This is a genomic window from Streptomyces sp. NPDC021224 (genome assembly GCF_044332905.1).
Lineage (GTDB): Bacteria > Actinomycetota > Actinomycetes > Streptomycetales > Streptomycetaceae > Actinacidiphila.
This window is the reverse complement of sequence record NZ_JBIRPW010000001.1, coordinates 906,712-919,450: the sequence shown is the minus strand read 5'-3', so window position 1 is coordinate 919,450 and position 12,739 is coordinate 906,712. Positions and strand designations below refer to the sequence as shown.

At 74.2% G+C, this 12,739-nt stretch carries 11 protein-coding genes and 1 pseudogene; 6 read left to right on the top strand and 6 right to left on the bottom strand.

Annotation, left to right across the window (positions count from 1 at the left end):
• Positions 1-175: 175 nt before the first annotated feature.
• Both ACH4PY_RS04100 and ACH4PY_RS04095 read left to right on the top strand, forming a co-directional pair.
• Positions 176-646, top strand: a complete 471-nt coding sequence (locus tag ACH4PY_RS04100; RefSeq protein WP_398175632.1) for a helix-turn-helix domain-containing protein — start codon at positions 176-178, stop codon at positions 644-646.
• 202 nt (positions 647-848) lie between these two features.
• Positions 849-2,252 (top strand): MFS transporter, encoded by a 1,404-nt coding sequence (locus tag ACH4PY_RS04095; RefSeq protein ID WP_398175630.1) that lies wholly within the window; start codon positions 849-851, stop codon positions 2,250-2,252.
• 82 nt (positions 2,253-2,334) lie between these two features.
• Here the strand turns inward: ACH4PY_RS04095 and ACH4PY_RS04090 are convergent, their stop codons facing one another.
• A complete protein-coding gene (locus ACH4PY_RS04090; RefSeq protein WP_398175628.1) occupies positions 2,335-3,285 on the bottom strand; it encodes a class I SAM-dependent methyltransferase in 951 nt (316 codons plus the stop codon).
• 78 nt (positions 3,286-3,363) lie between these two features.
• Here ACH4PY_RS04090 and ACH4PY_RS04085 point away from each other — a divergent pair, with 78 nt between their 5' ends.
• Positions 3,364-4,017 (top strand): helix-turn-helix domain-containing protein, encoded by a 654-nt coding sequence (locus tag ACH4PY_RS04085; RefSeq protein WP_398175626.1) that lies wholly within the window; start codon positions 3,364-3,366, stop codon positions 4,015-4,017.
• 7 nt (positions 4,018-4,024) lie between these two features.
• Here the strand turns inward: ACH4PY_RS04085 and ACH4PY_RS04080 are convergent, their stop codons facing one another.
• The gene (locus ACH4PY_RS04080) at positions 4,025-5,821 is read right to left on the bottom strand and encodes a hypothetical protein (RefSeq protein ID WP_398175624.1); all 1,797 of its coding nucleotides are present in this window, start codon (positions 5,819-5,821) and stop codon (positions 4,025-4,027) included.
• Between the two features lie 448 nt (positions 5,822-6,269).
• Between ACH4PY_RS04080 and ACH4PY_RS04075 the strand changes: the two genes are divergently transcribed.
• A complete protein-coding gene (locus tag ACH4PY_RS04075) occupies positions 6,270-6,830 on the top strand; it encodes a hypothetical protein (protein WP_398175622.1) in 561 nt (186 codons plus the stop codon).
• 94 nt (positions 6,831-6,924) lie between these two features.
• Positions 6,925-8,235 carry a PQQ-binding-like beta-propeller repeat protein gene (locus ACH4PY_RS04070; RefSeq protein ID WP_398175620.1) on the top strand — a complete coding sequence of 437 codons (1,311 nt, stop codon included), beginning with the start codon at positions 6,925-6,927 and terminating at the stop codon, positions 8,233-8,235.
• 92 nt (positions 8,236-8,327) lie between these two features.
• On the opposite strand, the gene katG is transcribed toward ACH4PY_RS04070, so the two are convergent.
• On the bottom strand, positions 8,328-10,553 hold the full coding sequence (katG, locus tag ACH4PY_RS04065) for a catalase/peroxidase HPI (protein ID WP_398175618.1): 2,226 nt from the start codon (positions 10,551-10,553) through the stop codon (positions 8,328-8,330).
• A 181-nt stretch (positions 10,554-10,734) separates the two neighbouring features.
• On the opposite strand from katG, the gene ACH4PY_RS04060 reads away from it, so the two are divergent.
• The gene (locus tag ACH4PY_RS04060; RefSeq protein ID WP_398175616.1) at positions 10,735-11,178 is read left to right on the top strand and encodes a Fur family transcriptional regulator; all 444 of its coding nucleotides are present in this window, start codon (positions 10,735-10,737) and stop codon (positions 11,176-11,178) included.
• Here the strand turns inward: ACH4PY_RS04060 and ACH4PY_RS04055 are convergent.
• The 3 genes and pseudogenes from ACH4PY_RS04055 to ACH4PY_RS04045 form a co-directional block, all read right to left on the bottom strand.
• Complete coding sequence (locus ACH4PY_RS04055) at positions 11,162-11,614, bottom strand: SRPBCC domain-containing protein (RefSeq protein ID WP_398175614.1); 453 nt, start codon at positions 11,612-11,614, stop codon at positions 11,162-11,164. The two genes, ACH4PY_RS04060 and ACH4PY_RS04055, sit on opposite strands and share 17 nt — an antisense overlap.
• 144 nt (positions 11,615-11,758) lie before the next feature.
• Positions 11,759-12,076 (bottom strand): annotated as a pseudogene (locus ACH4PY_RS04050) (ArsR/SmtB family transcription factor); the annotation flags it as partial.
• A 41-nt stretch (positions 12,077-12,117) separates the two neighbouring features.
• Positions 12,118-12,609 carry an SRPBCC domain-containing protein gene (locus ACH4PY_RS04045; RefSeq protein ID WP_398175612.1) on the bottom strand — a complete coding sequence of 164 codons (492 nt, stop codon included), beginning with the start codon at positions 12,607-12,609 and terminating at the stop codon, positions 12,118-12,120.
• Positions 12,610-12,739 lie beyond the last annotated feature (130 nt).

Below are 12,739 nucleotides of genomic sequence, written 5' to 3'. Positions count from 1 at the left end.
GCCCCGGCAGCTCGACATACGGGCCGGACGGCGGATTTGTTCACCACAAAACGAAATCGCTCCCATCCGCCCCGCGGACCCCTCCGTTTCCGGCCATCACGCCCGCCCGGCGAGGGGGCCACTCTTTCGGGCGATCCGGTGGACGGGGTGTGCGTAGTGGTGCGAAGCTCGGCCCATGACTGAGCCATTGGCCGCGCCGCCCGAGGGTCTGCTGATCAAGCAGGCCCAGTTGGAGATGAAGATCTCGCAGCGGGAGGCCGCACGCCGGGCCCGGATGAGCGAGGCGCGCTGGCGCCAGCTCGTGTCCGGTTACCAGTTGGTGCAGCGCACGCATGTCGCCGTGCGCAGCCCCGACAAGACGCTGGCGCGCATGGCACGGGCGGTCGGGGTCACCGCCGAACAGCTCTCCGGCGCCGGGCGGGACGACGCGGCGCGGGCGCTGCGCGAGGTCGAGCAGGAGGAGGCGGCGGAGGCCGCGGCCGAGCTGGCCGCGGCGGAGGCGCTCGGGGACACCGGGCCCAGCCGGGTGGACGAGCGCTGGAACCTGGTCGAGGCCGTCCTGCGGCAGGCCCGCACCGGCCTGACGAAGGGCGAGTACGCGGTCCTCGCCGACCGCGTGACCTCGTACATGGCGCCCCGCGGCTGACGCACCGCCGCCCCACGGCTGCCGTACGGCGGCGGTGCGCGGCCGCGCGGGAAAAGCGGCGGCGGGCCGTCACGGGCGCGTGCTAGCGTCGGGCGGGTAAGGTGCGGCGCCCGCTCGGCGGGCGTGCCGGGACTTCCGGCCGGCACGGCGGACCAGGGAAAACACGGTCCGTCTCGACTCTCAGCAGAGAGCGTGCTTCGCCGTGCCACAAAAATCCCGGGAGAGCCGGCGCCTCGGCGCCCGCGCCTGGACCGTCTTCCTGCTCGTCGTCGCAGCCGATGTGCTCGACCTCCTCAGTACCACCGTCACCAACCTCGCCGCCCCCGCGATCGTCCGCGACCTCGGCGCGTCGGCGTCGCTCGCGCCGTGGCTGGGAGCGGGCTACACCCTCGTCCTCGGCTCCGTGATGATCGTCGGCGCGCGGCTCGGCGACCGCTACGGCTGCCGCCGGGTCTTCCTCGTCGGACTCGCGGGCTTCACGCTGGGCTCGCTCGGTGCCGCGCTCGCCGGCAGCCCGTTCGCCCTGGTCGCCGCACGGGCCGCGCAGGGCGCGTGCGGCGGCCTGCTCCTCCCGCAGGGCTTCACGCTGCTGATGCGGGTGGTGCCGCGGGAGTCGATGCGGGTCGTCTTCGGGCTGTTCGGGCCGCTGCTGGCCGCGTCCTCGATCAGCGGACCGGTGATCGCGGGCCTGCTCATCGGCGCCGACCCGTACGGGCTCGGCTGGCGCTCGGTCTTCCTCGTCAACGTCGTGCTCGGTGTGCTGCTGCTGGCCGCGAGCGCCGCGTGCCTGCCGCGGATCGCGGGCGACCCGGCCGTACGCATCCGGGCCGGGGCGGCCGCCGCGCTCATGGCGGGGCTCGGGCTGCTGCTCGCCGGGCTGGTGGACGGGGGCGCGGGCGGCTGGGGGCCGCGCGCGCTGTCGGCGGCCGGGGCGGGAACGGCGGTGCTCGCCCTGCTCGTGCGGCAGCAGTCGCGGACGGACCGACCGCTGCTGGAGCGCGGCCTGTTCTCGAACCGCGGCTTCGTCGCGGGCCTGACCTTCGGGGCGTTGTTCTTCGCGACCGTCGCCGGCACCGCCTACGTCGTCGCGCTGTACCTGCAACAGCAGCTCGGCCTGGGCCCGTTGCGGGCCGCGCTGGTCACGGCGCCGATGTCGGTGGGCATCATCGCGGCCTCGTTCACCGTCCGCGGGCGCATCGCGACGCAGGGGCGGGCGGTCGTCACGGCGGGCGTCGCGCTCTTCGCCGCCGGGGTCGCCGCGATGGGCGTACTCGTCGCCGCCGGACCGGACCCGCTGCCCGCGGGGTGGCTCGGCGGACCGCTGCTGGTGGCCGGGCTCGGCATGGGCTGCTGCTTCGGCGCGGTCTTCGCGGTGGCCCTCGGCGACGTGGAGCCGCGTGAGGCGGGCAGCGCCGTCGGCGTGCTGAACGCGGTGCAGCAGCTCGTCACCGCGGGCGGCTCCGCCGGGGTCTCGACGCTCTACCTCGCGACACGCGCGGGCGGCTCGGGCGGGGTGCTGCCCTGCCTAGGACTGAGCCTCGCGGTCGCCGCGGCCTGCGCGGCGACCGTCCCGCTGCTCCCCCGGCAGGGCGCCGACGTGCACTGACGCAGGACGCACGGGGGCCGGTGCCGGACGGCGCCGGCCCCCGTGCCGCGCGGCCCCGGCCCCCGTACCGCGCGGGCCCGGGTCAGCTCGGGCGGCGGCCCGCGTGGACGGTGACGCCCATGAGCAGGTACGCGTCCGGGCGGTGCAGGATGCTCTCCGGGGAGTCGGGGTCGGTCAGGACGGCGAGGGTCTCGCGGTCGGACTCCGGCAGCAGCTCGCCGCCGACCTTGTCCCGGATACGGGTGAGGTGTTCGAGCAGGTAGTCGCGCCCGGCGGGGGTGAGCGGCGCAGGCAGGTCCAGCAGGCACGTGAAGCTCGTGACGTCGGTGAGCCCGGCCGTCCGCAGCATGCCGGGCCAGTCCTCGACGACGGGCTTGCTGCCGGGCAGCTCGGCGCGCATCACGTCGAACCACTCCTCCTGCACGGCGTCCAGCCGCGCGGTGAGGCCCGGGGTGCCGCGGCCGATGTCGCGCGGCAGGAACCGCAGCGGCAGGCCGCCCTCCGCGACAGCGAGCACCCCGCCGGGGCGCAGCACGGCCGCGAGCGCGTCGAGGGCGCCCTGCTGGTCGCCGAGGTGGTGCACGGCCTTGCTGCTCCACACCAGGTCGGCGGGGCCGAGGTCGGCGGGCAGGCCGCCGTTCAGCTCGGCGGCGCGCACGCCGATCCGCCCCTCCAGGCCGAGGCCCGCGGCGCGGGTGAGGGCTCGGTCGAGCAGCGGCTGCGAACCGTCGACGGCGACGGCCTGCGCGTCCGCGAACTCCTCCGCGAAGACGCAGGCCATGACGCCGGGGCCGCTCCCGACGTCGAGCACCCGGCGCACCGCGTGCCCGTCGCCGGTACCGTCGATCAGGGCGTGCAGGCGGGCGGCGACGTCGCGCAGGACCGGGAGCTGCAGCTCGCCCGCGGCGACCAGGTGGTCGGACATCGCCTCCCAGTCGATCTCGGTGTCGTGTCCGTGTCCATGACCGTGGCCGTGGCTGCCGTGGGGGTGACCGGCGCCGTGGCCGAGGGCGGTGTCGGTGTGAGGGCTCATGCGGGGCAGCGTGCACCCACGGCGTGCCGGGCGGCAATTAATGTTGCCGTTTCCGGGACGGCGCGGTGGAATGCCCGTATGCCGATACCCGAGCCCGAGCCCGCACTTGAGCCCGCGCACGACCACGTGCCGGGCGAGCCGCCCTCCCACCGTGCCGTGCTCGACGAGGTCGGCCCGCGGCTGAAGCGGCTGCGGGCCCGGCGCGGTCTCACGCTGGCCGCGCTGTCGGAGGCGACCGGCATCTCCAAGAGCACCCTGTCCCGGCTGGAGTCCGGTCTGCGCCGCCCGAGCCTGGAGCTGCTGCTGCCGCTGGCCGCCGCCTACCGCGTACCGCTCGACGACCTGGTGGGGGCCCCGGAGGTGGGCGACCCGCGGGTGCGGCTGACCCCGCGGTCGCTGCCGGGCGGTGGCACGGTCGTCCCGCTGTCGAGCACGCCGGGTCCGCTCCAGGCGTACAAGATGCTCGTCCCGGCCCGCCCCGGCGAGCCGGACCTGCGCACGCACGAGGGCTACGAGTGGCTGTACGTGCTGCACGGGCGGCTGCGGCTGGTGCTGGCCGACCACGACCTGGTCCTCGGGCCGGGCGAGGTCGCGGAGTTCGACACCCGCGTGCCGCACTGGTTCAGCGGAGCGGACGGGCGTCCGGTGGAGGTGCTGAGCCTCTTCGGCCGCCAGGGCGAGCGCATGCACGTCCGTGCCCGCCCCAACCAGCCACCGCCGGAAAGCACGTGATCGGCCGTCAGCGCTTGCGGTAGCACATCGTGTAGGCGAGCGACGGGTAGTCGTTGGGCTTCCAGGTCGTCCACGGGTCGTTGCCGCAGAAGGACTTGGCGCTGTACTTGGCGGTGCGGCCGGTGACGATGACGTTCGCGGCCGAGCACGACACGGACTTCATGTGCGGCTGCGAATAGGTGCCGGTGAACTTCAGGCACTCGTTGAGCACCGCGTGCCCGGCGTCGTCCGGGTAGACCATCGACAGGCACAAGGTGACGTCGAGGTCGGAGCGGCCGGTGACGCCGAAGTGCTCGGACCAGTCGTAGTCGCGCAGGCCCTTGCACTTGGCGGAGCTGGTGGTGCCGGTGTAGCGCGCGAGGACGGTGAAGGCGCCGGTCTGGCAGTCGATCTCGTCCCAGTCGGTGGTGGCGCTCTGGCCGTAGACGCAGTCGCCGGACGTGGCGTGGTAGGCGGTGCCGTGCTCGTACTGGTAGCTCAGGCACAGCACCAGGTCGCGGCCGGGGTAGCCGACGTTCCAGTCGTCGCCGGGGACCTTGTCGCAGCCGTGCGTGTCGCTCGTGCCGTGCAGCACCTCGACGGTCTTGAAGGTGCCCGACTCGCACAGGGCGGAGGTCAGTTCGGGGGTGGAGGCGGTGCCGGAGTTGTCGAAGCAGTCGCCCGTCACCGCGTCCGCGACGGGATCGGCGGAGGGCGGGTCGCTGGGCTCGTCGCTGCTGTGGTCGCCGCCGTCGCTCCCGCCGTCGGAGCTGCCGCTGTCCTCGTCACTGCTGGTGTCGCCGGGCAGGGAGGGCATCGACGGCAGTCCGGACGCGGTCACCGCGGGCTTGGCGGCGGAGGACGAGGAGTCCTTCGTCCCGCTGGTCGCCACGCCGATGGCGACGACGACGGCCACGACCGCGACGATCGCGACCAGTTGGCCGTTCGTCGTACGCCACCACGGCTGACGCGCGGGCGCGGGCGGTATGCCCCCGCCGGGCGGCGGCGCGAAGCCGCCCGCGGCGAACCCGGCCGGTGCGCCCGGCGGTCCCGGCGGCATCCCCGGGCCCGCGGCCGGGCCGAAGCCGGGCGGCGGCGCCATGGCGGGCGGCGCGGCGCTGTTCAGCCGCTCGGCGACCGTGTCGAGGCCGGGCCCGGCGGGCTGCGCGGCCAGGCAGTCGGCGACGATCGAGGCCAGGGCGGGGTCGGCGATCTGCGGGGCGGGCTGCTGCCAGCCGCCGCCCGCGGGGGCCGGCCGCCCGGTCGCCGCGAAGTGCAGCATCCGGCCGAGGGCCCGCACCGCCTCGGCGTCGGAGGGCACCGCGGCGATCGTGCTGCCGGGGCCGACCATGGGCTGGGTGATCCCGAAGTGCGTCAGCCGCGGTCCCTCGGGCGTCAGCAGCACCTGCGAGGGCTCGATCCCGGTGAGCTTCGCGCCCGCGGCCTGCACCACGCGCAGCGCGTGCGCGAGCGCGAGGCCGATGTCCCGTACGGCGGCGGGCGGCAGCGGGCCGCTCAGGGCGGCGGAGGCGAGGGTCGGGGCGTCGGCGCTGCCGGTCGCGACCCACGGGACGTCGCCCTCGGTGTCGGCGGCGACGGGCGCGAGCGAGGGCCCGGTGATGCGGCGGGCGCTCTCGACGTCGCGGCGGAACCGCTCGCGGTAGTCCGGGTCGCCCGCCAGCCGGGCGTGCAGCACGGTCACGGTGGTCAGCCGCCCGTCCGGGCCGCGCCCGGCGAAGACCTGCCCGAGTCCGCTCGTGCCGAGCCTGCCCACCAGCTGATACGTCCCGACCTGGGCCGGGTCGCCGGCCTTGAGCGGTTCCATTGTGTTGCCCCCGTAGTGGTTCATGGCGCCCGCGGCCGGCGCTCGTACCGCGCCCCGCACGCCTGGGTCCTGCGACTGCCGGTGCGCCTGCCGGACGCCGTCCGGCGCGCCCCCGGAGTGGACACTGTGGCACTGTCCGCCCGGCGTGCGCCACTGCCGTACCGCCGCCGTACCGGTGCCGGAACCTGCCGTACCGGTGCCGGGACGCAGCCGCGACACGGCCGCGACATTCCCGCGCGACGGGCGGGCCGCGCCGGGCGCCCCCGGCGGGTACTCCGGACGGCGCTCCCGCGTGGCCGGGTGCGCGGGGCTGGCGTGTAGTGGGCTCTGTGCGGCCCCCGCGACCGCGCCGCCGCACCCCGCGCGTGCCAGCAAGCCCTCGCGCGCGGCCTGCCGTACCGCCGTACGGCACACCCCCACACCGTCACGACCGCCCGGAGGAAACGCCGTGAGGCTCCACGCCACCGCCACGACCGCCGTCGCCGCCGCCCTGCTCGCCGCCACCGCGACCGCCTGCTCCGGCAGCGGCAGCAGCAGCAGCACGAGCGGCAGCCACGACACCGGAACCGCCGCCACCGTGACCGCGAGCCCCGCGGGGCAGGCGGCGCAGTCCGACCCCGCGACGGTGACCACCAAGGACATCTCGCCCTTCGGCAAGGTCCTGGTCGGCGGCGCCAAGAACCGCACGCTCTACCTCTTCCTCGCCGACAAGAAGAACCAGTCGACGTGCACCGGGGCGTGCGCGAAGGTGTGGCCGCCGCTGCTGGTCAACGGCAAGCCGACGGCCTCCGGCGGCGCGGACTCCAAGAAGCTCGGCACCACGAAGCGCTCGGACGGCGGCACGCAGGTGACCTACAACGGCCACCCCCTCTACCTCTTCGCCGCCGACACCGGCTCCGGCAACACCCGCGGCCAGGGCCTCAACAACTTCGGCGCCAAGTGGTACGTCGTGGGCACCGACGGCAACCAGATCACCAAGTCCGGCTCCTCCAGCGGCGGCGGCTACTGACCGGGCGGTGACCGGCCGGCGGTGACCGGCCCGTGGTGACCGGCCCGTCGTAACCTGGGCCCTCAGCGAGGGCCGACACGGGTGGGGGACGGGCATGGCACCGGCAAGGACCTGGCGGCGTACGGCGGTTGCCGGGGTCGTCGCGATCGCGGTCGCGGCGGGCGGGTGGCTGTGGGTACGGCAGGGCGAGGACCACCACGAGAGCGTCACCACGGCGGCGGGGGCCTACCCCGCCGCCTTCGGCAGCGCGCCGCCCGACGCGCCGGGCAGGGCGATACGCCGCACGGCCGACTCCTACGGTGTGACGGGCGCGCTGTCGGTCGACGAGATCGCCGACCGGGATCTGCACCACGACGGCGTCGAGGCCCACGACCTGCGCACCGGCAGGTCCTACTGGCGCTACACCCGCACCGGCACCGACCTGGACCGCGTCGCGCTCTCCGGGACCGGCGACACGGTGGCCGTGTGGTGGGAGGACGGCCTGATCACCGGCCTCGACGTCCGCACCGGCACACCCCGTTGGCGGCAGAAGCTCAGCTACGGCGACCTCCCCGGCGACAGCGGCGGCATCGCCGACCTGCGCATGAGCGGCGGCCTCGTGCTCGCCCAGCGCCGCGCCGACCTCACGGCCTACGACGCGGCGAGCGGAAAGAAGAAGTGGACGGCCGAACTGCCCGAGGGCTGCGGCCAGACGTACGGCATGGTGCGGCTCATGGCGAAGACCGTGGTGGCCGAGGGCATGTGCGGCAAGCCCCAGGAGAACCAGCTCTTCGGCTTCGACGAGCAGAGCGGCGCGCTGCGCTGGAAGCTCGCGGACAAGTTCAGGTCGCTGCGTCCGGCCGACGACCACACCCTGGTCAGCAGCATGTGGACGGACGAGGGCACCGGTGCGACGGTGGACGTCTCCGGTGCGAAGCCCGCCGTCACCACCTTCTCCGCAGGGCCCGACTTCCCCGCGGTCGCCGCCGGTGGCGGCATCCTGCTGTGTTCGGACAACAGCCCGCAGAACCGCCAGCACGAAGGCGCGCTCGCGGCGTTCGGCCTCACCGACCACCGGCAGCGGTGGACGGCCCAGGCCGCCGAGGGCCTGAGGTACGGCCGCCCGCTGCTCGTCGGCGACCGCGTCTACGTCGTGCAGCAGCCGACCCGGGTCGAGCTGGACGACGACCTGAAGCCGCGGTTCGACCGGTACGACGCCCGGCTCGTCGTCATCGACGCCGCCACCGGGCGGCAGTTGAGCAGCACCCCGGTGCCGCCGCCGACGCCGGACTCCTCCTGGAACCAGGTCGGATCGGACTCCGAACTGGCCCCGCAGCAGGCGACGAGCGGTGTCGTGACCGTCGCGTGGGAGGGAACGGGCCTCATCAGCAGCGTGATCAACGACCTGAGCGTCATGGGCCGGTAGCGGCGCGGCGACGGGAACGCGGCGGGGCCCCGCGGTTCGGCTGAACCGCGGGGCCCCGCACGGCAGTCGCGCCCCGGCGGGCGCTCCGGGCGTCAGACCAGGTCGAAGCGGTCCAGGTCCATGACCTTGGCCCACGCCTGGACGAAGTCCGTGACGAACTTCGTCTTCGCGTCGTCGCTCGCGTAGACCTCGGCGAGCGCGCGCAGCTCGGAGTTCGAGCCGAAGACCAGGTCGGCGCGGCTGCCCGTCCACTTGACGGCGCCGGCGGCGTCGCGGCCCTCGAAGGTGGTGGCGTCCGCGGAGGTGGCGTGCCACGTGGTGTCCAGGTCCAGCAGGTTGACGAAGAAGTCGTTCGTCAGCGTGCCGGGCCGGTCGGTGAACACACCGTGCTTCGTGCCGGCGTGGTTGGCGCCCAGCACGCGCAGGCCGCCGACCAGGACGGTCATCTCGGGCGCGCTCAGCGTCAGCAGGTTGGCGCGGTCGACCAGCAGGTACTCGGCCGGCAGCCGCTGGCCCTTGCCCACGTAGTTGCGGAAGCCGTCGGAGAGCGGCTCCAGCGCGGCGAAGGACTCGACGTCGGTCAGCTCCTGCGTGGTGTCCACGCGGCCCGCCGTGAACGGCACCTCGACGCTCACCCCGGCATCCCGCGCGGCCTTCTCGACGCCCGCGGCGCCGGCCAGCACGATCACGTCGGCGAGCGAGACACGCTTGCCGCCGGTCTGCGCGGAGTTGAAGGCCGCCTGGACGCCTTCGAGGGTGCGCAGCACGAGCGCCAGCTCGTCGGGCTCGTTGACCTCCCAGCCGCGCTGCGGCTCCAGGCGGATGCGGGCACCGTTGGCGCCGCCGCGCTTGTCGCTGCCGCGGAAGGAGGAGGCGGAGGCCCACGCGGTGGACACCAGCTGCGCGACGGTCAGGCCGGAGGCGAGCACCTGCTCCTTGAGCGCGGCGGCGTCGGCGGCGTCGATCTGCTCGCCCTCGGCGGCCGGCAGCGGGTCCTGCCAGATCAGCGTCTCGGACGGCACCTCGGCACCGAGGTAGCGCACGATCGGGCCCATGTCGCGGTGGGTGAGCTTGTACCAGGCGCGGGCGAACGCGTCGGCGAACTCCGCCGGGTTGTCCTTGAAGCGGCGCGAGATCTGCTCGTAGGCCGGGTCGAAGCGCAGCGCGAGGTCGGTGGTGAGCATCGTCGGGGCGACGCGCTTGGCCGGGTCGAACGCGTCCGGCACGGTGTCCGCGCCCGCGCCGTCCTTCGGCCGCCACTGGTTGGCGCCCGCGGGGCTCTGGAACAGCTCCCACTCGTAGCCGAAGAGGATCTCGAAGAAGCTGTTGTCCCAGGCGGTGGGGGTGTCCGTCCAGATGCCCTCAAGACCGCTGGTGATCGCGTCGGCGCCCTTGCCGGTGCCGTGCGTGTTCGCCCAGCCCAGGCCCATGGCCTCGATCGGGGCGCCCTCGGGGGCGGGGCCGACGTTGTCGGCCGGGCCGGCGCCGTGGGTCTTGCCGAAGGTGTGGCCACCGGCGATGAGGGCGACGGTCTCCTCGTCGTTCATCGCCATCCGGCGGAAGGTCTCGCGGATGTCGCGGGCGGCGGCGACCGGGTCCGGGTTGCCGTTGGGGCCCTCGGGGTTGACGTAGATCAGGCCCATCTGGACGGCGCCGAGCGGCTCCTCCAGCTCGCGGTCGCCGGTGTAGCGCTCGTCACCGAGCCAGGTGGTCTCCGGGCCCCAGTAGACGTCCTCGTCGGCCTCCCACACGTCGGGGCGGCCACCGGCGAAGCCGAAGGTCTCGAAGCCCATCTGCTCCAGCGCGACGTTGCCGGTGAGGATCATCAGGTCGGCCCAGGAGATGTTCTGGCCGTACTTCTTCTTGACCGGCCACAGCAGGCGGCGGGCCTTGTCCAGGTTGCCGTTGTCCGGCCAGCTGTTGAGCGGGGCGAAGCGCTGCTGACCGGCGCCGGCACCGCCGCGGCCGTCGCTGATGCGGTACGTGCCCGCGCTGTGCCAGGCCATCCGGATCATGAGCGGGCCGTAGTTGCCGAAGTCGGCCGGCCACCAGTCCTGCGAGGTCGTGAGCACCTCGGCGATGTCCTGCTTGACCGCCGCCAGGTCGAGGGAGAGGAAGGCCTCGCGGTAGTCGAAGTCCTCGCCCAGCGGGTTGGCGACCGCGGGGTTCGTCGCGAGGATCTTGAGGTTGAGCCGCTCCGGCCACCAGCCGCGGTTGCCGCCGCCCTGCGTGGGGTGCGGTGCGCGCCCGTGCGCGACGGGGCAGCCGCCGCCCGCGGCCACCGGGGCCGCCTCGAGTGCGTCGTGCTTCTCAGTCATTGTGAGGGTCCTTCCCGACCTGAGACTTGGCCTGTCACCGGAACCGATCCTACGATGGACTCAGTCCAAGTCAAGAAATCACCTAGTCGTACACACCTCCCAGTCGTACACACCATCGATTTTCCGACGCACTTGGTAAACTCTTGGCTACCGGGAGCCTGACCCTGATTGGTGGACCCACATGAGCGACCTGCTGGAGCGGCTGCGCGGCCGTGGCTGGCGGATGACCTCGCAGCGGCGTGTGGTCGCGCAGGTCCTCGACGGCGACCACGTCCACCTCACCGCCGACGAGGTGCACGCGCGGGCCGCGCAGCTGCTGCCGGAGATCTCCCGGGCGACCGTCTACAACACGCTGGGCGAGCTGGTCTCGCTCGGCGAGGTGATCGAGGTCGCCACGGACGGCCGCGCCAAGCGGTACGACCCGAACGCCCACCACCCGCACCAGCACCTGGTGTGCTCGCGCTGCGGCACCATCCGCGACGTCCGCCCGGCGGGCAGCCCGCTGGCGGACCTGCCCCCGGCGGAACGGTTCGGCTTCACCGTCGAGACGGTGGAGGTCACCTACCGGGGGCTGTGCCCGTCGTGCGCGGCGCAGGCCGCGGCAGAGGTCAGTGCCAGTCGCTGATGCGCACGTCGCGGGGGTCGGGGGCGCCCTCGCCGGTCTCCACGAACTGCTTGAGGCTCATCAGGAACGTCGCCCACTTGGTGCTGCAGTGCGCCATGAACTCCACCGGCTCGCGCCAGCCCTCGTGCCGGAAGAGCACGATCGTGAAGCCGCCGTCGCCGGCCTCGCGGCGCAGCTCCCAGGCGACGGTGGTGCCGATCCACTCCTCGGGGCCCTCCACCACCTCCCAGGCCACCCGGCGGCCCGGGACGGCCTCGGTGACCTTCATGTCGAAGCCGCCGGCGCTGAAGCGGAAGGCGATGACGCCGCCGACGTCGGTGGAGCCGGTCGTCTTCTCCGCCCACCAGCCGGACAGGCCCTCCAGCGTGGTGAGGGCCGCGTAGACCTGGTCGGGGGTGGCGTCCTGGACGCCGATGCGGTGCAGGATGTCGGGCATGGCCGTGCCTTTCGTCGGTCAGGGCTGGTCGGTGTCGTCGGCCGCGTCGGTGTCGTCGGCCGCGTCGGTGTCGTCGGCCGCGTCGCGCGGACGGGCTGTGCCGGTGAGGCCGGTCGGGTCGGGCGGGGCCTGCTCGTGGGCGTCCTTGCGGCGCTGGACGGTCTCGGCGATGCGCTTGATGCGGCGCAGCCGGTTGTCCCAGGCGGCGCCGACGCCGGAGAGCTGGGCGACCGCGCGGGCGAGCTGGGCCTCGTCGACGCGGTAGTGCTTCTCGCGGCCCGCGGGGGTGCCGTGCACCAGGCCCACCCGGTCCAGGACGGCGAGGTGCTTGGCGACCGCCTGCCGGGTGACGGGCAGCCGCTCGCTCAGGCCCGTCGCCGTCCCGCTGCCCTCGCTCAGCAGCAGGTCGAGCATGCGGCGCCGGGTCGGGTCGCCGACCGCGGACCAGAGGTCGTCGTCGATGCCGCCGCCGGGCGCGGCAGCGGTGCCGGTCGCCGTCACGGCTAACGGCCCGCCTGGACCCTGGCGGCGTAGCCGACCAGCCGCGGCAGGAAGTGGTTCCAGCCGGAGGAGTGGTCGCCGTACTGGTCGGCGATCTCCGCCTCGCTCCAGCCGCGCTCCCGGAAGCCGGTCTCGGTCATCCGCAGCAGCGTCGCCCCGTCCCCGGCGGCCTCCAGCTCGAAGACCACCAGATGGGAATTCCCCTGCCGGGCCGCCTCCCCCTCGGGGTGCGTCCACCGGAAGGAGAACAGCCGCGGCGGCACCGCGTCGACCACGGTGAACCGCATCCAGTCGATCTCACCGTCCTCCGCCTTCCGGAAGCCGATGCGCCCGGCCGTCCCGGGGATCCCCGGCAGGTCCACCTCGTCCGGCCACCACTCCCGCAGGTGCTCGGGACTGCTCACGACGTCGAAGACCACCTCCGGGGTCGCCTCGATCCGGATCTCCCGCTCGATGGACCCGTACTCGGTCCGCGTGTTCGTCTCCGTCTCCACGACGGCACCTCCCGCAACGTTCGGTTGCGTATGACGGTACCGGCCGCCCGTGCGATGCGCAACCGATGGTTGCCCATGCGCGGACGGGGCGACCTCGCCCGCGGGCCCGACCGCCGTGCGTGGCACGGGT

Excerpts from the sequence above, each read along its gene's own strand:
- ACH4PY_RS04090 (WP_398175628.1), bottom strand. The coding sequence starts at position 3,285 with ATGAGCCCTCACACCGACACCGCCCTCGGCCACGGCGCCGGTCACCCC.
- ACH4PY_RS04070 (WP_398175620.1), top strand. The coding sequence starts at position 6,925 with ATGGCACCGGCAAGGACCTGGCGGCGTACGGCGGTTGCCGGGGTCGTC.
- ACH4PY_RS04060 (WP_398175616.1), top strand. The coding sequence starts at position 10,735 with ATGAGCGACCTGCTGGAGCGGCTGCGCGGCCGTGGCTGGCGGATGACC.
- ACH4PY_RS04085 (WP_398175626.1), top strand. The coding sequence starts at position 3,364 with ATGCCGATACCCGAGCCCGAGCCCGCACTTGAGCCCGCGCACGACCAC.
- katG (WP_398175618.1), bottom strand. The coding sequence starts at position 10,553 with ATGACTGAGAAGCACGACGCACTCGAGGCGGCCCCGGTGGCCGCGGGC.
- ACH4PY_RS04055 (WP_398175614.1), bottom strand. The coding sequence starts at position 11,614 with ATGCCCGACATCCTGCACCGCATCGGCGTCCAGGACGCCACCCCCGAC.
- ACH4PY_RS04100 (WP_398175632.1), top strand. The coding sequence starts at position 176 with ATGACTGAGCCATTGGCCGCGCCGCCCGAGGGTCTGCTGATCAAGCAG.
- ACH4PY_RS04080 (WP_398175624.1), bottom strand. The coding sequence starts at position 5,821 with ATGGAACCGCTCAAGGCCGGCGACCCGGCCCAGGTCGGGACGTATCAG.